At 72.5% G+C, this 21,430-nt stretch carries 16 protein-coding genes; 4 read left to right on the top strand and 12 right to left on the bottom strand.

The window, feature by feature from the left end; translation table 11 throughout:
• Positions 1–291 (top strand): transposase (locus tag G567_RS29790; RefSeq protein WP_037057670.1); only part of this gene is annotated, 291 nt, incomplete at its 5' end.
• Positions 292–800: 509 nt separating this feature from the next.
• Here the strand turns inward: G567_RS29790 and G567_RS0118655 are convergent.
• From G567_RS0118655 to G567_RS34905, 10 genes are read right to left on the bottom strand one after another with little or no spacing between them, the layout of a single operon-like run.
• The gene (locus G567_RS0118655; protein ID WP_028931179.1) at positions 801–2,003 is read right to left on the bottom strand and encodes a glycosyltransferase; all 1,203 of its coding nucleotides are present in this window, start codon (positions 2,001–2,003) and stop codon (positions 801–803) included.
• Between the two features lie 14 nt (positions 2,004–2,017).
• Positions 2,018–3,232: a hypothetical protein gene (locus tag G567_RS29795; protein WP_051233279.1), complete on the bottom strand. Its 1,215-nt coding sequence runs from the start codon at positions 3,230–3,232 to the stop codon at positions 2,018–2,020.
• Positions 3,226–4,743, bottom strand: a complete 1,518-nt coding sequence (locus G567_RS0118665; RefSeq protein ID WP_051233280.1) for a right-handed parallel beta-helix repeat-containing protein — start codon at positions 4,741–4,743, stop codon at positions 3,226–3,228. Before G567_RS0118665 ends, G567_RS29795 begins: the two co-directional genes overlap by 7 nt.
• Positions 4,728–6,731 carry a heparinase II/III family protein gene (locus G567_RS29800; RefSeq protein ID WP_051233281.1) on the bottom strand — a complete coding sequence of 668 codons (2,004 nt, stop codon included), beginning with the start codon at positions 6,729–6,731 and terminating at the stop codon, positions 4,728–4,730. The genes G567_RS0118665 and G567_RS29800 overlap by 16 nt, the downstream gene beginning before the upstream one ends.
• Positions 6,728–8,932 (bottom strand): bi-domain-containing oxidoreductase, encoded by a 2,205-nt coding sequence (locus tag G567_RS0118675; protein WP_028931181.1) that lies wholly within the window; start codon positions 8,930–8,932, stop codon positions 6,728–6,730. The genes G567_RS29800 and G567_RS0118675 overlap by 4 nt, the downstream gene beginning before the upstream one ends.
• A 12-nt stretch (positions 8,933–8,944) precedes the next feature.
• Positions 8,945–10,861, bottom strand: a complete 1,917-nt coding sequence (asnB, locus tag G567_RS0118680) for an asparagine synthase (glutamine-hydrolyzing) (RefSeq protein WP_028931182.1) — start codon at positions 10,859–10,861, stop codon at positions 8,945–8,947.
• A gap of 12 nt (positions 10,862–10,873) precedes the next feature.
• A complete protein-coding gene (locus G567_RS29805; RefSeq protein ID WP_245585698.1) occupies positions 10,874–12,088 on the bottom strand; it encodes a glycosyltransferase family 4 protein in 1,215 nt (404 codons plus the stop codon).
• Positions 12,085–13,404 carry a nucleotide sugar dehydrogenase gene (locus G567_RS0118690; RefSeq protein ID WP_245585703.1) on the bottom strand — a complete coding sequence of 440 codons (1,320 nt, stop codon included), beginning with the start codon at positions 13,402–13,404 and terminating at the stop codon, positions 12,085–12,087. The genes G567_RS29805 and G567_RS0118690 overlap by 4 nt, the downstream gene beginning before the upstream one ends.
• A 5-nt stretch (positions 13,405–13,409) precedes the next feature.
• Positions 13,410–14,915: a Wzz/FepE/Etk N-terminal domain-containing protein gene (locus tag G567_RS34900; protein WP_051233283.1), complete on the bottom strand. Its 1,506-nt coding sequence runs from the start codon at positions 14,913–14,915 to the stop codon at positions 13,410–13,412.
• The gene (locus tag G567_RS34905) at positions 14,912–16,297 is read right to left on the bottom strand and encodes a YveK family protein (RefSeq protein ID WP_028931184.1); all 1,386 of its coding nucleotides are present in this window, start codon (positions 16,295–16,297) and stop codon (positions 14,912–14,914) included. The genes G567_RS34900 and G567_RS34905 overlap by 4 nt, the downstream gene beginning before the upstream one ends.
• A 259-nt stretch (positions 16,298–16,556) precedes the next feature.
• On the opposite strand from G567_RS34905, the gene G567_RS0118705 reads away from it, so the two are divergent.
• Entirely contained in the window at positions 16,557–18,089 is a 1,533-nt protein-coding gene (locus G567_RS0118705) for a sugar transferase (RefSeq protein ID WP_028931185.1), read from the top strand.
• A 64-nt stretch (positions 18,090–18,153) separates the two neighbouring features.
• Positions 18,154–18,780, top strand: coding sequence for a dTDP-4-dehydrorhamnose 3,5-epimerase family protein (locus tag G567_RS29815; RefSeq protein ID WP_084796252.1), 627 nt, complete (start codon positions 18,154–18,156; stop codon positions 18,778–18,780).
• On the opposite strand, the gene G567_RS0118715 is transcribed toward G567_RS29815, so the two are convergent.
• A complete protein-coding gene (locus G567_RS0118715; RefSeq protein ID WP_037057671.1) occupies positions 18,705–20,135 on the bottom strand; it encodes a DUF2252 domain-containing protein in 1,431 nt (476 codons plus the stop codon). The two genes, G567_RS29815 and G567_RS0118715, sit on opposite strands and share 76 nt — an antisense overlap.
• Positions 20,135–20,782, bottom strand: a complete 648-nt coding sequence (locus tag G567_RS29820) for a class I SAM-dependent methyltransferase (protein ID WP_084796253.1) — start codon at positions 20,780–20,782, stop codon at positions 20,135–20,137. Before G567_RS29820 ends, G567_RS0118715 begins: the two co-directional genes overlap by 1 nt.
• Before the next feature lie 119 nt (positions 20,783–20,901).
• Between G567_RS29820 and G567_RS34400 the strand changes: the two genes are divergently transcribed.
• A complete protein-coding gene (locus G567_RS34400) occupies positions 20,902–21,228 on the top strand; it encodes a hypothetical protein (RefSeq protein ID WP_147201238.1) in 327 nt (108 codons plus the stop codon).
• Positions 21,229–21,430 lie beyond the last annotated feature (202 nt).

The following is a 21,430-nucleotide window of genomic DNA, read 5'->3' on the forward strand; positions in this document are numbered from 1 at the left end:
AAGGCGCCCGTGGTCCGTGCCTGGCTGGAGCGCCATCCGCGCTTCCACCTGCACTTCACCCCGACCTACTCGTCCTGGCTCAACCAGGTCGAACGCTGGTTCGGGCTGCTGACCGACCAACGGCTCCGCCGCGGGGTCCACAAGAACCTCCAAGCCCTCGAACGCGACATCCGGGAGTGGATCCAGAGCTGGAACGACAACCCCCGGCCCTTCGCCTGGACCAAGACCGCGGACGAGATCCTCGAACGACTCGCCGCATATCTTGACCGGATTCCTGGCGCGACTCACTAGGTGACTGGCGGATCTTCGCGGTGGTTTCGGAATGCGCGTGCAGCAGGAATACGCAGTGTCGACCTGTGCGAATGTCGCCGTACTCGTCCAATCGAGGATGTCGATCATCGCGCCGCGAACATCCGAGCCGATACGTGTACGTCATCTCAAATATTGGCGCCTTCGTGGAGCGAATGATCAATATTGGCATGACAAGACGACTTGAACCTATGGACCACATACGCGAGCTTGGCGATGCGTCTGTCCGTTCAGGTTTGACGTCCGTGCGCTCTCCTTCTCGGAAGACGCTGTAGGTATTGAAGACGCTGTAGGTATTGAGGGCGCCATGCATGCACGTCTGGCCGACCGACGTGTCAAACAGAGTCAACCTTCGCCGTGAGTTCTTCTACGCAACTGCAGCGGAAGCTCGACCGCGTCGGGTGCGAGCGCCGCCGCCGGTGGCCCGTAGCGCACATCTCCTTGGTCCGGCACAGCAGCTCGACGACGAAACCGCCGAGCATGACGGATCATCAGGACCGTCCTGGCCGGACCGGATCGGCGATCGCCGCCTCGTACCCGGCGACGAGACGCTCCAGCCCGACCGCCGGGGCGAGGTCGCGCTCGTAGCGGCGCCGCCCGGCCAAGCCCAGCGCCGCGTTGCGCACGGGATCGGCGACGACCCGGCGCAGACAACCGGCAAGCGACGCCGCGTCGCCGGGCGGATGTCGCAGCCCCGTCACCCCGTCCTCGACGAGTTCGACGAACGCGCCGTGGCCCGCGGCCACCACCGGCACCCCCGCCGCCATCGCCTCCGCGACCACCAGCCCGAACGCCTCCGGCCACACCGATGGTGCCACCACCGCCGCGGCGCGCGCGATCAGTCCCGCGCATTCGTCCCTGGTCCGCAGGCCGAGGTAACGGACGTCGTCGCAGCCGCTCGCCCAACGCACCAGCTCGTCGTGCAGCGGCCCGGCACCGGCCAGCACCAGCGGAAGGCCCAGCCCGCCGCGCGCCCGCAGCTCGTCCCAGGCCGTCATCAGCAGGCGCACACCCTTCTCCTCGGTGAGCCGCCCGAGGTAGAGCAGCCCCTCGCCCCGACCGCGGCGGCGCTCGACCGGATCGGGGACGAAGTTGGGCTTGACCCTCAGCCGGTCGGCCGGCATCCCCGCCCCGACGAGGATGTCGCGCTGCGCGGCGGAGATGCAGAAGAACCGCGCCACGTCCGACCACCAGCGGCGGCGGTTCGCCGCCAGGTTCACCGCCAGCGGGACCGTCGCCAACCGCGAGTCGCGGTAACAGCCATGCCGGACCGCGGGAAGCGGCGTCGCGCCCACGCAGTCGGTGCAGACCCGCCCGGCGCGGTAGAGCGTGCCGGTCGGGCACACCATCAGGTAGTTGTGCAGTGTGGCGACGGCGGGCACGCGCGCGTCGGCGCAGGCGGCCACGACCGACGGGCTCAGCAGCGGAAACGTGCTGTGGATGTGGACGATGTCCGGCCGCTCCCGCCGCAGCAGGGCGGCGAGCTCGGCGCGGACCGGAGCATTCCACGGCACGCGCAGTGGTATCGCGGCCTTCCGCAGCAGCGGCATGCCGGCGATATCGTCGCTGCGCCGCTCGAAGCGGCCGACCCGGTGCCCGGCGGCGGCCAGCAGCGCCGCCTCCTGGTCGACCACCCGGTCCTCGCCGCTGGGCTGCGCCGAGCGATACCGGTTGTGCACGACCAGCACGTGCAGCGGCCGCCCCGCCGTCATTCCGCGGCTCCCCGCGGCAGGGGGCCCGGCGCGACCAGCAGCGCGGCCGCCACCGCGAGATTCAGCGCGTAGGCGGACGCGTCGCCGAGTCCGACCTCGGTGTAGGAGGCGATGATGCAGTACCCGACGAGGAACACCGCGCAGGCCCGCTGCGGCGACGGCGGGCGCAGCGCCGCGAGGACGAGCAGGCCGACGAGGATCGCGGCCACGATCGCGACGCCGAGCAGACCCTGCTCGTAGTAGACCGACAGCCAGGTGCTGTCGATGGGCAGCCCGGCGAACGACTTGTCGGTCAGGCCCACACCGAAGATCTCCTCGCCGAGGCTGCGGTCGGCGGCCAGCAGGAGATCCCACACCTTCTGCCGCCCGGTGAGGTTCTCCAGTTCCTCGGTGTCCTGACCGCGTTGCAACCAGGTCAGCACGGCCTGGCTGAACAGCGCGGCGCCGACCACGCCGAGCCCGACCGCCACCGCGAGCGCCCGCCGGACCCTGCCGTGGGTCAGGGCGAGGCTGAGCCCGGCCATACCCAGGGCGACCAGGAGGCCGATCAACGCGGTGCGGGTGTGGCTGAGCAGCAGCAGCCCGGCGGCGGGCACCGTGATGACGACGGCGCTGCGCCCGTCGACACCCCGGGTGAGCCAGAGCACGACGGCCAGCCCGATCGCGGTGGCGGCGTACATGCCGACCTGGGGCGGCTGGATCGGCCAGAGGGCCCCGACCAGCCTGCCGCCCGGGCCGGAGAACGCCGAACCCGGCGAGATGATCACACCGGCAAGGACCGTCAGGAGCATGACGCAGACGACGCGCAGATGCAGCCGGGCGAAGAAGAGGTCGCCGCGCCACCACGCCGACGTCAGCCACAGGGTCGCGATGAACACGACCAACCGCACGCACCGCAACAGCGACCCGACCCCCGTCTCCAGCAGCATGCCGGAGGCGACGGCGACGACCGTCAGCAGACTGAGCAGGAGCAGATACGCGTTGGGTCGCACCCAGCCCCGCGGGTTGAGCGCCAAGACGATCCCGAAGGCGATCGCCAGCGCGGCCATCGTGATCAGCTGGGCGACCTGGCGCGGGAACGGAATGATCAGATCGACCTTGGTGTAGCCCAAGGTGTTGATGAACAACAACAGCCAGACCACGCCCAGCAGCCGCGGGGGGCGCGTCGCCGAGGTGACGACCTCGCCGATCCGGCCCGGCCCGGTCAGCACGACCCCGCCGAATCGCCCGCGGTGAACGTGCTCCCGGCGTCCTGCCGGTACGGCTCGGCCTGCCACTCTGCGACGCCGACCGTGTGGTCGACGCTGCCCAGCACGAACCTCCACGGCCCGACGTAGCGGTTGTCCCGCCACGTGATCTGCTGATCCGTCACGATCGAGTCCTGGACGACCTCGGCCTGGTACGGCGACCACTTCGGGTAGGTCCCGTAGTTGGACAGCACGGCCATCCGCCCGCCACCCCCCGGCAGGCAACCGATCGCCTCCGCGGTGAAGCTGAACGTGTTGTCGTGGATGTCGACCCGCTGCGTCCGCCACCGGCAGTCGCTGTAGAGCGGCTCGGTGGCGATCCCCGGCTGGGTGCACCGCGACGTCTCGGGCACGAGCAGCGTGCAGCTGTCGGTGGAGGTGTTGGCCGGGCTGTTGCAGAAGCGGTCGGCGTTCTCCCAGGCCGTGATCCCCGACCAGTTGTCCTCGAACCGGTTTCCGGTGATCTCGATCTTGTCCGTGCGGGCGGGCACCCGCGGCTCGCCGCCGGACTCGCTCAGGTACACGGTGCCGGTCGGGAAATGATCCCCGCTCTCTGCGACCTTCCGGCCCTCGACCAGCGTGTTACGGCGCAGCACGTTGTTGCGCAGGATGAGGTTGTAGCTGGTCTCGTAGAACAGGGCGGGCCCGTCGTTGTCCTCGATGAGGTTGCCCTCGATCAGGAAGTCGTTGTTGTTGGTATCGGCCCACAGCCCCGCCCCGCGGTTGTCGTGGATCCAGTTCCCCCGGATGTCCGCGCCGTTGACCGACCAGAACTTCGCTCCCCCGCTGCACCCGCAGCCCGGGTTGCGGGTCTCCCAGTCCTCGGTGTTGTTCCCGACGATCTCGTTGCCCTCGACGACGAGCCCGACGATCCCGTTCCCGGGCTGGTAGGCGTTGATGCCGTACTGGCCGTTGTCGCGCAGGCAGTTGCCCCGGACCTGCTGGCGGGCGCCCGCCATGAGCCCGGCGCCCCGGTTGTCGGAGATCGTGTTGTGCTCGATCACCCATCCGTCGCCGGAGTCGTGGTTGACCACCCCCTGGTCCTGCGGCGGGACGAAGCCGCGGACCGTCAGAAACCGGATCGTCACGTCGCGGGCCTCACCGACGAAGGCGTAGCGGTTCAGCCCGTGGCCATCGATGCTCGCACCCGGTGCGCCGAGGTACGCATTGCGGTCCTTGGGCGCGACCTGGCTGAACTGGTCGCCGCCCAGGGTGTGGGTCCCCGGGGCGAGCCAGAACGTCGTTCCCGGCGGGCTGGCCCTGGTCTTGGCGACCAGATCGCCCTCGACCGCCGGATCGACGACGACCGCGCCCTGCGGCGGCGACGCCGGACCGGGGGCCGTCCGGTCGCAGACCGCGGCTGTGGACGGCGGCTGTGAGGCCGGGGGCGGCGCGGAGCAGGCGGTCAGGGCGAGGGCCGCCACCAGCGCCGGCACGAGCACCAACCCGCGCCACAGCGTCACCGGACCGGCCATCGCGTCCCTCCGGCCGGGGCGTCGCGGCCAAGGTCCAGCAGGGTCGTCAGCGCCGGGCCGCCCGGCCCCGTCCAGCCGCTCCCGACCAGCGTCGCCGAGGGTTCCTTGCGCCCGAACCCCGCCGAGTACCAGCCCAGCGGCGGGTCCGTCTCCCCGCGATGCACGCTCCAGGACAGCTCCCCGGGCAGCTCGAGGACGGCGGCATCATCACGGCCTCGGTGGGTCCACGACAGCAGCGCCCGGGCCCCTTCGAGGCGCACCGCGATCCGCGGGCCGAGGTGATGGGCCAGCCGGCATCGATGCCACCCCCGCCCCCGGAGTTCGTCGGTCACACGCAGGGTCCGGGTGGCGGCGTCGAGCTCGACGGACCGGCGGTGCACGACCCGGCCGTAGCCGTCGTGCTCGGCGCACCAGCGGGACACCCCGTCGTCGCGGGGATCGGCCACCAGCACCCGGCTGCGGGCGTGCCGGGTCCACAGGAACGGTCCGCCGGAGCGGGACTGGTCCGCGCCGTCGAGCTCCAACGTGTTGTGCCCCAGGGTGGACCGGAAGTACGCGCGCCATTCGGGGCGGCCGTGGTAGCAGTAGCAACCGGGGTCGGCGAGCACGTCGACGCCGTCGTGGCGGACCTCCACCGACAGCGCGTCGGCGTGTGCATGGGCCGCGAGCGACCCGAAGCCGTGCGGCCCGCCGTCGCAGCGGCACCAGATCTCGCCGTCGCCGTCGCAGCGCGCCCGCAGGATCGTCAGCCCGGCGTCGGCGAAATGTGACGGCCGACGCGCGGGCCGGTCGGTGCGCGGCGGGCGCGGCCCGGCGAGACCCACCAGCAGCGGGGTGCGGACGTCCGCGACGGAGATCGCGGGCCACCAGTCCGCGCTGCCGAACAGCGCCGCCCCGGTGGCCAGCAGCGACGCCCAGTGCTCGGTGCCCGCGCCATCGAGGACCAGGCCGTACCCGTCGTCGCCGTCGCCCTGGCGCGGCGGTCTGCCGTGGGCGTCCACGACCGCGGCCAGCGCGTCGGTCATCCGGACCAGCACCATCCAGCCCCGCTCCGGGATCGGCATCCCGGCGGCCTCGGCCTCGGCGAACGCCGCCAGGCCCAGCTCCAGGACCAGGCCGTGGTACTCGGTCGCGAGCTCGCGGTTCAGCCCGGACCCGAAGGTGTTGCGGGCCAGCTGGTCGAGCAGCGAGGCCGCCGCCGCGACCCGCCAGCGCCCCGACTCGGCGAACCAGCCGAACGCGCAGGCGGCCGCGAGCAGGCCCGCCGACTCGGCGATGACGTGGTTGTTGGCCGACGAGCCGCGGCTGGGGAAGGCGGCGAGCCAGCGCTGGTGGAACCAGATCTGGTGCAGCGCCTCCGGATTCTCCTCGAACAGCCCCGGCGCGCCGCGCCAGCCGTCGAGCAGTCTGCGCACCCACACCCACGACAGCAGCCGGATGCCCAGCTCGATCCCGCTGATCCACGCCACGCCCCGCATCGGCGGGTGCGCGGCCCACCACGACTTGAGGTGATCGGCCACCCGTATCGCGTAGCGGTCGTCGCCGGTCAGCGCGAACGCCGCGGCCAGCACGGTCAGATGCTGGTGGCGGGAGAGCTCCCAGATCTGCTTGATGTCGCCCACCGCCCGCTCGTCGCGGTAGGCGATATCGAAGGCGTAGACGTCCGCCGGGGCCCGCCGCCCGGTGCGCGGGTCGAGCGACCAGTCCGGGCTGACCATGTCGTCGCGCCGGTGGCCGAGCAGCTCCGCGCAGCCGTCCATGAGCCGGTCGGCCGTGCCGAGCAGGCGTGCCCGGGCCGCGGCGGGAACCGCGGCCGGCACCTCGGGGGCGAGCACGGCCGCGAACCGGCGGCCCGCCGGGCCGGTCGGCCCGGGCGCGGGCGGAACCCGGCGCCACCGATGGATCCGGGCCGCCGTCTCGATCTGGCCCGCGATCTCGCGGGGACCCATCCGGGACAGCCGCCGCAGGTACCAGCCGAGGTCGGTCATGGGCCGGCTCCGTCCGGTGCCGCCGGTGGATCCAGGCGGACCGGCGTCCCGGTGCGCAGGCTGGTGTGCACCGCGAACGTCGCTCGGGTGGTCGCGATGAGCGAGTCGAGCCCGATCGGCATCGGGCCGCCGGTGCCGACCGCGGCCAGGAACGCGTCGAGCTGGGCGCGCTGGCCCTTGTCCCGCCCGCGGGGCAGCCGCGGGCCCGCCCAGCGCCACCTGCCGTGGACCGAGGCGCGGAGGAAGTCGTTGAACCGCAACACTTTTCCGTCGCCCAGCAGTTCGATGGTCTCCTTGGGGAAGCGGGCGGAGCCCGAGGTCGCGTAGGTGATCGCGGCGGTGGAGCCGTCCGGGTAGCGCAGCAGGACCTGTAGGTCGGCCTGGTCGGGGGTGGCGCAGGCGAAGACCTCGGCCGGGTCGGCGTCCAGCAGCCAGTCGATCGTGTCGATGAAATGCCCGCCCTCGCCGGCGAACCGGGACCCCTCACTGTCCCGGCGCCGGTACCAGCTGGCCGGGTCCAGCTGTCCCGCGTTCACCAGGTACCGCGCCGTGGCCGGTCCGATCCGCCTGCCGAGCCGCCCCCTCGCCTCCCGCAGCAGCGGCGCGAACCGGCGGTTGAACCCGACCTGGAGCCGGTCGTTGCCCGACTCCGCGACGGCGTCGAGGATCTGCCGAAGCTGCGCCTCGTCGAGAGCGAGTGGTTTCTCGACGAACACGGCCTTCCCGGCGCGCAGCGCCCGACCGGCCAGCTCGGCGTGCGAACTGTGCCGGGTCACCACGAACACCGCGTGCACCGAGGGGTCGGACAGCACGGCGTCGAGGTCCGTCGAGGCGGCGGCGAAGCCGAACGAACGCCGCGCGTTGGCCGCCGACAGCGCCGAGGTCGTGACGACCTGGCGCAACGCCACGTCGTCGCGTCCCGCGAGATGCGGCAGCAGCATCGACGAGGCGTAGGCGCCTGCCCCGACGAAGGCCAGCCCCACGGGGCGCGGCACCGGGGGCCGGGCCGCCGGCGCCGCGCCCCGGTCCGGCCGTCGCGCGCCGTTCCCACCCGGCTCCGGGGACGGGCGGGGCCCGGGAGGCGGGTACCGGAACAGCACCGCGACCGCCTTCAGCTCACCCGAACCGAGCCGCCGGTAGGTCTCGACCGCGTCCGCGAAGTCCGCGACGTGCGAGATCAGCGGCTCGACGTCGAGCCGCCCGCGGGCGATCAGGTCCAGGACGCAGGCGAGGTTGCGTCGCTCGGTCCAGCGCACGTAGCCGTACGGGTAGTCCCGCCCCGCGAGCTCGTAGTCCGGGTCGTAGCGGCCCGGGCCGTAGGACCGCGAGAAGCGCAGGTCGAGCTCCTTGGCGTAGTAGGCGTTCCAGGGCAGGTCGAGGCGGCATTTGCCGATGTCCACGACGCGGCCTCGGTCGCGCACCAGCCGCGCGGCCAGCTCGACCGGCTCGTTGCTGTCTCCGCCCGCCGCCAGATAGACCTGGTCGGCGCCGTGGCCGCCGGTGAGCTCGGCGACCGCGGTGTCGACGACGCCGGAGCCGGGAGGGCCGCAGGCCAGCGCGCCCAGCCGCTCGGCCAGCGCGCACCGCCGCGGATCGGGATCGGCCCCGACGACCCGGGTGCCCGAGCCCGCCAGCAGCGCCACCACGAGCTGCCCGATCAGGCCGAGGCCGACGACCAGCGCGGCGTCGCCGAGCTGCGGTTCGCCGCGACGGACCCCCTGCAGCGCGATCGAGCCGACCGTGCCGAACGCCGCGTGCGCCGCGGACACGCCCTCCGGTACCCGGGCGTAGAGGTTGGCGGGAACCCAGTTCAGCTCGCCGTGCAGGGCGTGCTCGTTTCCGGCGCAGGCGACGAGATCACCCACCGCGACGTCGCTGACCCCCTCGCCGACCTGCTCCACCACCCCGCACAGCGAGTAGCCCAACGGGGTGTAGGAGTCGAGCCGGTTCATCGCCTTCCGGTAGGTGGCCACCACCCCGGCCGTGGCCGCGCTCTGCACCACCTTCGCGACCTGGTCCGGCCGGGCCCGCGCCTTGCCCAGCAGCCCCATGCCGGCCTCGGAGACCTTCATCAGCTCGGTGCCCGTGGAGATCAACGAGTAGCGGGTCCGGACGAGCACACCCCCTGGTTTGCACCGCGGCGCCGGGACCTCCAGCAGCGCCAGCTCGCCGGTCCTGTAGTTCTGCACGACCTGTCTCACCGGTCCGCCCACCTATGCCGCCATGGCACCGGCGGCCGTGGCGCCGCGGTACCAGTATTCGAGGGTCACGAGATGCCAGAGATGTTTGGACCGGTCCTCGCGGCCCGACGCGTCCTCGTCGATGAGCCGCTGCACCGCCTCGCGGCGCAGGAAACCGGACGACACCAGCGCCCCCTCATGGGCCACCGCCCGGACCAGCGGCGCCAGGTCGCGGCTCATCCACGCCCGCAGCGGGGCGCTGAACAGCCCCTTCGGCCGGTAGGCGATCTCGCGGGGCAGGACGTTGAGGGCGGCCTGCTTGAGCGCGACCTTGCCGTGCCGTCCGATGATCTTTCGGCTGCCCGGGATGCGGAACGCCGCCTCGACGACCGCGACGTCGACGAACGGAACCCGCACCTCGGTCGAGGCCGCCATGCTGGCCCGGTCGGTGTAGGCGAGGTTGAGGCCGGGCAGGAACATCCGGGCGTCGGCCAGGCACATGCGGTTGACGACGTCGTCGAGCGCGGTGTCGGCGTAGACCGCGGCGTGCTCGGCGAGCACGTCCTCGACCGCCCCGGCGAGATCGGGGTTGACCAGGCCGAGCAGCTCCGTCCGGTCGTACATCGTGTAGCTGCGCCGGAAGGCGACCTCCTCCGGTAGGTCGGCGAAGGAGAGGAACCGCTTGGCGAAGCGGACCGAGCGGTAGCCGCGCCGCGCCGTCGCCACCGGCAGCCGGTCCATGCCGGCCCGCAGTCCGCGCCGCAGCGGCCGCGGGACGGCCTGGTAGCGCCGGGCGAGCAGGTTCGCCCGATGTTTGCGGTAGCCGGCGAACAGCTCGTCGGCGCCCATCCCCGACAGCAACACCGTGACCCCGGCGGCACGGGCCGCCGAACAGATGAGGTACGTGTTGATCGCGGCGGGATCGCCGATCGGCTCGTCGAGGTGGTAGGTCATGCGTTCGAGCAGGTCACCGACGTCCGGCGCGATCTCGATCTCGCGAAGGTCGACGCCGAAGCGGCGGGCGACCCGCCGGGCGTAGCGCAGGTCGTCGGGCATCGCCTCGAACCTCGCGTCCCGGGGCCGGAACCCGATGGTGTAGGCGGGAAGGCCCGGCCGGTGCCGCGCCGCGAGCGCGGTGAGATAGCTGGAGTCCAGCCCGCCGGACAGGAACATCCCGACCGGGACGTCGGCGACCAGATGCCGCCGGGTCGACTCCGCGACGACGGCGTGCAGGTCGGTGTCCTCGGGACCCTCGCGAGCGGCCCGCTCGGCGACCTCGCGGATCGACCAGTAGCGTCCCCGCTCGACCCGCCCGTCGGGCAGGCAGCGCATCCAGGTCCCCGGTGGCAGCTTCTCGACGTCCCGGTAGACGCAGTGGCCCTCGGGCACCCAGTAGTAGAGCAGCGACGCCACCAGCGCCGCGTCGTCGATGCCCAGCGCCGCGCCGAGCCCACCGGCGAGCGCCTTGAGCTCCGAGGCGAAGGCCAGCCCACCGCCCCGGCGCGCGACGAACAGCGGCTTGATGCCCAGCTGGTCGCGCGCCAGCACCAGCTCCCCGGTGCGTTCGTCGAACACCGCGAAGGCGAACATTCCGCGCAGCCGCGAAAGGCAGTCCGGGCCCCAGCGTCGCCAGGCCGCGAGCAGCACCTCGGTATCCGACGAACCCCGGAACCGCACGCCGGCGCCCACCAGCTCGGCGCGCAGCTCCGGTGCGTTGTAGAGCTCACCGTTGTAGGTCAGAGCGAGGCCGTCGGCGACCATCGGCTGGGCCCCGGTGGGCGAGAGGTCGATGATGGACAGTCGCCGATGTCCGAGGTGGACCTCGCCGTCGCCCGCGCGGTGGGTGTAGCGGCCGGTCGCGTCCGGGCCGCGGTGGGCGACGGCCGCGGTGAGCCGATCGGTCAGCGGACCGCCGTCGGGCCAGCGGTAGGTACCCGCGATTCCGCACATGCCGCCGGCCCCTCAGCCCCGCGCCGCGAGGGGGTCGTAGACGCCCACATAGGCGGGGATCTGTTTGTCCCAGGCCAGCACGGTCTCGACCCGGCGTCGGCCGCGGGCGCCCATCTGCTTGCGGCGCACCTCGTCGTCGAGCAGCGCAAGGATCGTGTCCGCGTAGTCGTCGACCCGGTTCGGCTCGGCGTAGGCGGCCGCGTCCGCCGCCGAGACCCGCGTCTCGACCAGATCGAAGGCGACGACCGGCAGCTCGAAGGCCAGATACTCCATAGTCTTGTTCATGGTGGACACGTCGTTGAGCGGGTTCTTCGGGTCCGGCGAGAGGCCGATGTCCGCGGTGGACAGCAGCCGGGCCACCAGCTCGTCCGGGGCGCGGCCGGTGAACTCGACCCAGCCGTCCAGCCCCAGCTCGCTCGCGAGGCGGCGCAGCCGTGCCGCGTCGTCGCCGTCCCCGATGAGGGTCAGCGCCACATCGGACCGCTTGCGGACGTGCACGATGTGGCGCATCGCCCGCAGCGTGATGTCGACGCCGTCCTGCGGGCCCATCACGCCCAGGTAGATCAGCAGGTGTTCGCGCCCGCGGCGCAACGCGGGGTCGGGGCTGCCACGACGCATCCGGTCCGGGTCCGGTCCGGTGCGCACGACCGTCACCTCGTCCGGCCGTTTACCCCCGCGCCCCAGGGCGACCCGCCGGTACGACTCGTTCGTGGCGATGACGTGCGCCGAGAGCCGGTAGGTCAGCCATTCGGTCGCCCGCAGCGCCCGATGCGGCAGCCGTGCCCCGTCCGGGAACCGGGACTCGTACAGCTCCGGGCACAGATCGTGCTGGTCGAAGACCAGCCGGACGCCGAACAGGACCTGGAACGGCAGGACCGCGAGGCACAGCACGTCCGGCGGGTTGCACACCTGGACGACGCCGAAGCGCCGCTCCCGCCAGACCTGGACCAGTCGCACCAGGGTCGCGAGGATCGACCAGGCGTATTCGGCGACGAACATCGCCTGTCGGGTGATCGGGGGGAACGCGGAGTAGCGGAACAATCGCACCCCGTCGAGCTCCTGGCGGGCGGGTTCCCCCCGGCCCCGTGGGCAGACGACCGACACCTCGTAGCCCGCGGCGCGCAGCGCCCGGCATTCCAGCCACACCCGCCGGTCGAACGGCACCGGCAGGTTCTGCACGACGATGCAGACGTGACGAGCGTGCCGGACGGGCCCGATGCGCCTCACCAGCCCACACCCTCGTAGCCGGCGAGGCATTCCACCTCGGCGCCGAGCCGTCCGTCCAGGTCGAGCACGAGCGGCGGTCGCGCCGCGACCACGGCGGCCGCCACGTCGGGGCCGGTGGAGCCGACGACCGCCACCGCCGCGCCGTCCAACGCCTCGGCGACGTCGTCGTAGAGCACCCGATGCAGATGCGGCAGCCGTTTCTGGACATGGCGGAGGTTCGCACCGGACAGCCGGGTGGGGTTGACGACCGGATCGTGGATGCGCACGTCCAGTCCCTTGCCGATGAGGATCTCGGCCAGCGCCACGTTCGGGCTCTCCCGCAGGTCGTCGGTCTGCTGCTTGAACGCGAGACCGATCAGCGCCACCCTGCGGTTCTCGCCGCCGCGGGCGTCGACCCCGCGCAGGATCCGCTCGGCGACGTCGCGGACCAGCATGTCGTTGGAGACGAGCACGGCGTCGAGGACCGGCAGATCGACGCAGTTCATCCGGGCGAGATGCAGCAGGCCGCGCAGGTCCTTGGGCAGACACGACCCGCCGAAGGCGAACCCGGGGCGCAGATAGGCCGGCGACACGTTGAGCTGACGGTCCCGCACGAAGACGTCCATCACCTGCCGGGAGTCCACATCGAGCGTCCGGTACAGCCGGGCCAGCTCGTTGGTGAACGCCACCTTGAGCGCGTGGAAGGCGTTACCGGCGAACTTGATGCTCTCCGCCGACCGGATCGAGACCGCGTGCACCGCGCAGTCGAGGAACCCGAAGAGCTCGCGGACCGTCGCCACGGCCGCCGACGAACCGCCGACCACCAGGAACGGCGGGTGGAAGAAGTCGGCCACGCTCGAACCCTCGCGCAGGAACTCGGGGCACATCGCGACCTGCAGATCGGTGCCGACCCCTCGTCCCGAGGACAGCTCGAGCTGCGAGACGACGACGTCCTCGACGGTCCCCGGGGGGACGGTCGAGCGGATGACCACCGTATGCGGATGGTCCGATCCGCCCAGTGCGGAACCGATCTCGCTGATCACCCGAGTGAGCTGGCGCAGGTCGGTGCTGCCGTTGGGGGCCGACGGAGTGCCGACGCAGACGATCGAGACGTCCGCGTGGGCGAGCCGGTCGTGGGCGGACCCCACGGCGGTCAGCGCCCCGGTGCCGATCGCGTCGGCGACCAGCTCGTCGAGGCCGGGCTCGATCACCGGCGGCCGACCGGCGCCGAGCGCCGCCACCTTGACCCGGTCCGGGTCGACGCCCACGACCCGATGGCCGCGCACTGCCAGACAGGTCGCCGTGACCGAGCCGACGTAGCCGAGGCCGAACACCATGACGTTCACCTGACCTCCACATGAGTGACGGGCGCCGCGGCCGCAGCCGGGACCGGTCGGTCGCGCAGGGACACCGTTCGCCCCCGCAGCGCCAGGTGCAGGCCGTCCCACAGGGTGCCGTCGGACCGGTCCCGCGGATCGGGGTGCACGAGCACCACACCGATCACCACGATCTCGACGTCCGCGAGCTGGCGGGCGACGGTGTGCAGCCATTCGGTGCCCGCCTGCCCGGCACGCACCACCAGCAGGCCCTCGCGGCCCAGCCGGGCGAGGTCCGTCCACGCCGCGCCGGGACCGACGGTGCCGACCCCGAGGGAGAACCGGTCCGGTACGCCCGGTTCGGGCCGAACGTCCGGATATCCCGCACCGTCGAGGACCTGGACCGGGTTCTGCGACGCCGCGGCGTATCGGGACACGGGTCTGCCGGGCAGGTCGTCGACGACCAGCACGGGGTGCTCGAGCACGAGTTCCCTGGCGATATCCAGCGCGAGCGCGGCGGCGGGCTCCGGGCAGCCGAGCTCGAGCAGCGACACCCCGGCGGGCGCATCGCGGATCAGCCGGGCGAGAGTCGCCGCGGCCCGCCCGCGCTCGAGCTCGGCGCGGTGCTTCCCCCGCCGGAAGGGCCGACGGCGAGGGGCGGGCAACTGCACGATGACCGACGCCCCGAGGTGCGCGGCGATATCGCGGCGCAGCACCGGACGGTCCTGCACGACGCTCGCGACCGCGGCCAGCGCGAGCCCGACGCCGAGACCGATGACGAGACCCACCACGCCGGCCAGGCCCGCCGCGACCGGCAGCGAACGACTCGTCACGTGCGGGGTGTCCAGGATCTGCGTTCCGGCGGCGACTTGCGGCGAGCCGATGCTCGCCATGGCGGCGGTCTGTGTGATGTCCTGGATCTGCCCCGAGAGCGCCCCGCGGCGGGTCTCCAGTGCCGCGGTCTGCCGGGCGTCGCCCGCCCGGTTCGCCGCGGCCAGCGCCGCATCGACCTCGGCGAGCTCCCGTTCGGCCTGCGCACCCTGGTCGCGCAGCGCCGCGACCTGTGCCTTCGCCACGTCCTCGGTGCGCTGGACGTGGTCGGCGATGAACGCCTCCGCCAGCGCCGTGGCGGTCGCGAGAGCCTCGTGCGCGCCGGCGGCGCGGACGGTGAGCCCGAGGACGTTCGGGGCCACCGCCTCGCCGGAGTAGCTCTCCCGGAAGTCCTCGACGGACTCCGCGGAGTGGAGCCGCTGCAGGGCCGCGGCCGCGATCCGGCTCGTCTCGAACACCGCGACGTCGGTGCCCATGAGGACGGTGGGATCACCCACCTCCTCGTTCTCGTGGACGACGTAGACGCGGGCGGCCGCGGTCACCCGGGACGGCATGACGAAGGTGAGCAGGACGCCGAGCAGCAGCCCGATCACCGCGCAGCCGGCCCAGAGCCTGCGCCGCCAGCGGATTCCGGCGACCAGGCGCTGCAGGTCCACCAGCGGTTCGGGACTCGAGGTGGCCGTCGTCGCGGTTGTCGTCACGAGGAACCCACCGTCGTCGCGTTGTTGTCGGGGTGCGCGAGCGATTCCGGCTGGCCGGGCGCCGCGCGGTACGGCCGCACGACGAGCGCCCCCAGGAGGGGATAGCCCATGTCGAGGCAGGCCCCGGCGAGACCCACCAGCTCCCACGCGGTTCGGGTTCCGACCGCCATGGCCACCAGGACCGCGCAGGCGGCTCCGCAATCCGGGAAGGTGGGGCGGCGGGCGACGTCGACGACCGTCACGACGAGGATCGGTGTGCCGCCGGCGACCGTGGTCAGCCGCTCCGCCGCGTGCCGCGCGGCGGGATCGTCGTCGGGGACGAGGACGATCAGCCCGGCCGCCGCCTCGGGCAGCCGCGCCAGCAGCCGGCGCAGCAGGGCGTCGCACCCCATCCGGTCGTCGGGCACCACCGGTTGCGGGGTCCAGGCGGCCTCCTCGCGCAACAGGTCGCGCAACCGGTCCCACCGGACGCGGCGTCCCGACCCCTCGCCCGATCGGCCGTTCGACTCGGCGCCGGACGGGACCGCAATGTCCACGGTGGCCAGTACCGGGGCGCCGAGCGCGGCGGCGATCGCACCGGTGTCGCGCAGCCGCCGGTCCGACCGCGCGGCGAGGAGCAGGCCGAACACGCCGAGCAGCGCGAACGCCACGGCGGCGCCGGCGACCAGCTGCGGCAGTGTCGGCGACGCGGCGCCGCGCACCACCGCAGGCCCGATCACGGTGATCCCGGACGGGCCGAGCCTGGCCGCCGAATCGGACTGCTGGCCGCCGTTCTTGACGTTGTCCAGCTCGGCTGCCGCCTCGGCCAGGGCGTTGCGCAGCCGGTCGAGCTCGGCGCGGGCCTGGACGCCCTCGGGTGAGGCCGCCCCGAGCACCGGCGAGCCCTGGAGCTGGTTGATCTGTGCGGTGGTCTCGTCGACCTTCTGCTGGGCCGCCGCCCGCCGTTGCAGCAGCGCGGCCGCCGCCGCCGCACCGTTGTCGGCGATCTGCGTCGAGAACGTCACGTACTCCTGGGTCGCCCGCCCCACGAGCTGCTGCGCCTTGTCGGGGCTCCCCGCCGTCCCGCTGATCTCGAGCACGTTGCCGTCGACCACCGCCGCCGTGACCGACCGCTGCAGATCGGCGGCGCCGACCCCCCAGCCGAGCCCCGCCGCGGTCCGGTCGAGTACGACAAGGCTCATCGCGACCTGAGCCTCGCTGAGCACCTCCTGCTTGTCCCGCGACCCCTGCAGCAGGACCCTGCTCGTCGCCTCGTACCCGGGGGAGAACAGCAGCGACAACCCGAGGCCGACCAGCGCACCCAGGCCGGTGAGGGCGGCGAGCAGCCGCCATCTCCTGCGGACGAGCTGCCCAATGACGGACAGCCGAGCCACGTCGTCCACGCCTCGCCATCCCTTCCCCCGGAGATCGGGTTCATCGGCGTATCGCTGGACTCGCCGGGGTTCGGCACGGCGTTACAGCCACCTGTCGGACACGATCGTTCGGAACCGCGCCCGGGGTGGACGTTGTAACGCCCACCGCCGTGGGCGCGAGCCCACCCCCGACGCATCTCGATCGTCGTCCCCCGGGCCGCGACATCGGGATGCGCCCGCTCACCGGACGGTTCGACGCGGCGCAGCACGCGACGGCATGAGGGGCACCATGGCTTCAGACGTCGAGTTGGGGGGCGGTCCGGAACCGGATGCCGACACCCGGTCCGCGCCGGGACCGGTCGCTCCTGTGTGCTCACCCGCCTGGGCGGTCGGGCGGCCGGCCGGCTCGCTCACCCGGCCCCGGTGGGAGACCCGGTACGCGCGGCTCGTCGTGGGCGGCGACCTGCTGGCCGTCGCCATCGCGGTCCTGGTGGGGCACCTGCTGGGGCTGGGGAACTACCTGCCCCTCTTCGGCGGCTCGACCTCGCCGAGCCTGGGCATCGGCAGCGGGCTCATCACCGTGACCGGGCTCTTCGTGACCAGGGCGTGGGACCCGCGCATCCTCGGCCAGGGCTCGGACGAGTTCAGCCGGGTGCTACACGCGCTGGTCGCCAGCGCGGTCGTGGTCGGCCTCGGGGGTTTGGCCCTGCAGATCTCCGCCGTCCGGCCCTGGGTGTTCGGGCTCATTCCGCTCGCCGGCATCCTGCTGGTGATCGGTCGGTTCGTGCTGCGCGGCTGGCTGCACCGCCGCCGTGCCGACGGTCGGTTCACCCACGCCGTGCTCGCGGTCGGCACGATCGACTCGGTCGCCGATCTGATCCGGCGCACCCGTCGCGACTCGCACAACGGGTGGGTGGTGAACGGCGTGTGCACCCCGACCGGCGCCGGTGCCGACGGCACCCCCAGCGTGCTCGACGTCCCGGTGCTCGGCGATCTCGACTCCGTCGCCGAGATCGTGCGCCGCGGCCGGCACCGGGTGGTGGCCGTCGGCGACGCACCGGGCTGGTCAGGACGTCGGTTGCACCAGCTCGCCTGGGACATCGAAGGGCTGGGCGCCGATCTCGTCGTCGATCCGGGGCTGATGGAGATCGCCGGGCCGCGGCTGCACGTGGCCCCGGTCGACGGGCTGCCCCTGCTGCGGCTGACCGAACCGATCTTCAACGGCGTGCCGCGGGTGGTCAAGAACGTGATCGACTGGGTCGGTGCGAGCCTGCTGCTGGTGGTGGTCGCTCCGGTGCTGGTCTGCATCGCCGTCGCGGTGAAGCTCGACGGCGGCCCGGTACTGTTCCGACAGACCCGAGTGGGCCGGCACGGAAATGCCTTTCGCATGCTCAAGTTCCGTTCGATGATCGTCGACGCCGAAGCATGCAAGGCCGACCTCATGGCCGCGAACGACGGCGCAGGCCCGCTGTTCAAGCTCAAGGACGATCCACGGGTGACCAAGATCGGAGCTTTTCTGCGGAAGTATTCCCTCGACGAACTCCCGCAGTTGGTCAACGTTCTCACCGGCAGCATGTCCCTGGTCGGGCCGCGACCGCCGCTGCCCCAGGAAGTCGCCACCTACTCCCGCGCCGCCGAGCGAAAATTACTGGTCAAGCCCGGTCTCACCGGGCTGTGGCAGATAAGTGGCCGCAGCGATCTCTCCTGGCAGGAGTCGGTCCGGCTCGATCTGCGCTATGTGGAGAACTGGACCCTGGCGATGGACGCGCACATCCTCTGGAAGACCCTCGGAGCACTGATCCGCGGAAATGGGGCCTATTGAAATGCGACGGCCTCCACCGAACGTGGATCGTAACGAATTTCGTCCGTCCGCCGACTACGAAGGCATGCAGACGTGCACGATGTCGATCGACGGGGTGCTGCTTTTCCTCCCGGCCCCGCACCACGACGATCGAGGATTCTTCACCCGCACCTTCGACAGCGCCGTCGCCCGCCGCCACGGCCTGCGGCCGGAGACGTTCGTGCAGGACAGCCAGTCCCGATCTCGCTGCGGCACGATCCGGGGGTTGCACGGCCGCAGCGGCCGGGGCGAGGCCAAGCTCATCCGCTGCGCCCGCGGCGCGGTGTTCGACGTTCTCGTCGATGCCCGGGCTGGCTCCCCCACCTTCGGCGAGCACCTGACCGTGACCCTGGACGACACCCGGTTCGCGCACCTCTACGTACCGGCCGGAATCCTGCACGGCTTCCAGGCGCTCACCGAGGAGACCGACATCTGCTACCGGATCGACCGCGAGCACGACCCGAGCGAGGACATCTCGGTGCGCTTCGACGACCCCGCGCTCGCCATCCGCTGGCCGATGCCGGTGACCGCGATCAGCGAGAAGGACCTGAACGCCGGCTCGTGGGGCACCCTGGCCGAGCGATTGCTCAGCGAGACTCACCCCCCCTCCTCGCACGGCAACACCCCGGCCCGGACCGCAGCCAGCAACGCCGCGTGGTCCCGCTCGGTCTGATCGGCGTAGTCCCTCGCGAACCGGCACATCGCCCGGTCGAGTTTGTCCGAACCCCCGCAGTAACCCGCGATCATCGATGCCCCGCTGGTGCGGGCGTGGCCCTTGGCCAGCAGCAGCCCGCAGACCGCGGCGTAGTCCTCCAGCGCCGCAGCGTCGATGCCATCAAGGACGATCGCCCCCTTCATGTCCCGGAACTGCCGCACGTAGTACTGCCGGTCCTCCACGGTGGTCCAGCCCAGCAGCGGGTCGCTCACCGTCTGCAGCGCCTGCTGGTACTCCACCACCCGGTTGCCCTGATGAGCGTGCCAGGCGTCGTCGCCATGCACGTACGGCGCGATCACCGAGCGACGGGCTTGTTTGAGCTGCAGGAACACCACATCGTCCGGGCTCGAGCCCTCGCACAGCGCGATATAGGCGCGCAGCCCCACCGAGCCGACGCCGACGACCTTGTGCGCCACATCGACGAGCCGATACCCACCGAGGATGCGCGCCCAATGCGAGGGCAGCGTCTGCAGATACTGGTCGAGCGCCACGGCGAGCCGCTCGTACTGCTGCGGGTCCGGCCGGGTGATCAGCGGCGGCTCCTCGACGATACGGCGCGTGCCGCCCAGCTCGCGGGTGAACCTCGGCAGCGCACGGTCACTGGTGCGCCGCCGAGCCCGGCGCGCGGCCTGTTCGAACTCGCGGCGGACCGACTTGCGGGACGCGCTCTCCTGCAACCGCTCCAGATCGAGCCGTTCGAACGACCGCGCGAGCAGCGGCTGCTCCGCCAGATGCGCCAGATGCTCCCGGTAGGACGCCACACAGCGGGTCACGGCCTGCGCGCAGTCCTGCTCGGACGCGCCGTTCTGCCGGCCCGCGACCCACACGCTGGCCACCAGTCTGCGCAGGTCCCACTCCCAGGCGCCGGGATGGGCCTCGTCGAAGTCGTTGAGGTCGAAGACCAGGTCCCGCTCCGGCGATGCGTAGAACCCGAAATTGCCCAGATGCGCGTCGCCGCAGATCACCGGCTGGATCCCGGAGGCGGGCAGCGCCGCGAAGTCGGCGGCGTGAATCGCCGCGGCGCCGCGCAGGAACGCGTACGGGGACGCCGCCATCCGCCCCACCCGGACCGGGATCAGCCGTTCGACGCGGCCCTCGTGGCTCGCGATGATCTGCGCGACCGGGTCGGCCCGCAACGGCGAGTGCTCCCAGGTCCCGAGGGTCTCGCGGGACACCTTCTTGCGCAGTCCGCGCCCGATCCCGTATCGCTCGTCCCGCGGGGTGGCCGCCAGGCGCAGCGACGCGAAGCCCCGCCGGTCCACCGCCGCCACCACTTCGTGCCGGTCCTGCGCGTCGTCCGTCGGGACCGACATCATGAGACCCCTTCTTCCGATCGCCGCTGCGCCACGAACACCGTGCTGCGGCGGGTGAGTTCGCGGTGGACGGCACCGAATCGCCGTCCGAGCTCGTCCTCGATCCGGGCGAGCGTCTGCTCCGGCAACAGCAGACGGCGGGCCACGGCGTTCGGGTCGGACCCGCCGTGCCAGCTGAGCACCAGCCGCCCACCGGGCCGCAGCACCCGATGCAGTTCGGCGAGCCCGGCCTCCAGATCGGGCCAGATCGCGACGGTGTTCGTCGAGACGACCACGTCGACCGCGGCGTCGGGCAGACCGGTCGAGGCGGCGTCACCGGCCTGGATCTCGACCCGGCCGTCGGCGATCTCGCGGGCCAGCGCGCGGATCGCGAGGTAGCGCATCTCGGCCGACGGATCGATCCCGACCACCTGCGTCGTTCCCGGCCGGCCGGCGAGCATGCCGAGCAAGACACCCGGCCCGTGGCCGACCTCGAGAACCTCGGCGGGCCGATCCTGGGCGACCAGCTCGGCGATCTCGCGCTGCGCGGCGCCGCTGAGCCGGCGCATCAGCCGTCCGCCGAGACGGCCGATCCGGCCGGCGGGCAGAGCGGCGAACCGGTTCGGCCGCGCCCCGGTGGACCACGACCGCTGCATCGACGTCGTCATGGCGCCAATGATCGTCCGCGAAGGGCCGCTCCGCTGTCCCCGCCGACGACGTCGGTCCCTGATCGGGCTCGTCCCTGGCGTGCCGTCCTCACCGTCCGCCGGCCGATGTGCTGAGTGTGGTGGTTCTGATCGCCGTGGTGGACGCGCTGGGTGGAACGATCGTCGACGTGACGATCCTGGGGAGGTCGACCGGCGGAGGCACCGGGGCGGCGGCCGTCGGAGCCGGGTGCGGATCGTCCGTCGGGGCCGACCAGCGGTCGGTCGCGGGCGCGCCGGCCGCCACGACGGGCGTCGGCTCGATCTCCGCGACCCACCCGGGCCCGGCCGCGGGCTCGCTCGCCGTGTCCTCGAACAACCGCGCCTCGAGCCTCGTCGTACCCGGACCGGTGACCAGGTTCACGCCGACCACACCGAGGATCGCCGCGCACGCCGACGCGCCGGTGTAGGCCGCCGCCCGCATCCGCCTGGATCGGCGGCCGGGGCCGTCGGTGAAGACGGGGCTGCTCAACCGGGTGCCAGTGGTCTCGTCGTCGATCAACGGCTCGTCCCTCTCGCCAACGTCCCTCGTGGACGGCGGGAAGTGAGTGCGTCCAACGCCGCGGTACCTGCGCCATCGTCGTCCGCCGCCACCGGCTTGTCGGTCCGGCC

This window comes from Pseudonocardia asaccharolytica DSM 44247 = NBRC 16224 (assembly GCF_000423625.1).
GTDB classification, from domain to species: Bacteria; Actinomycetota; Actinomycetes; order Mycobacteriales; family Pseudonocardiaceae; genus Pseudonocardia; species Pseudonocardia asaccharolytica.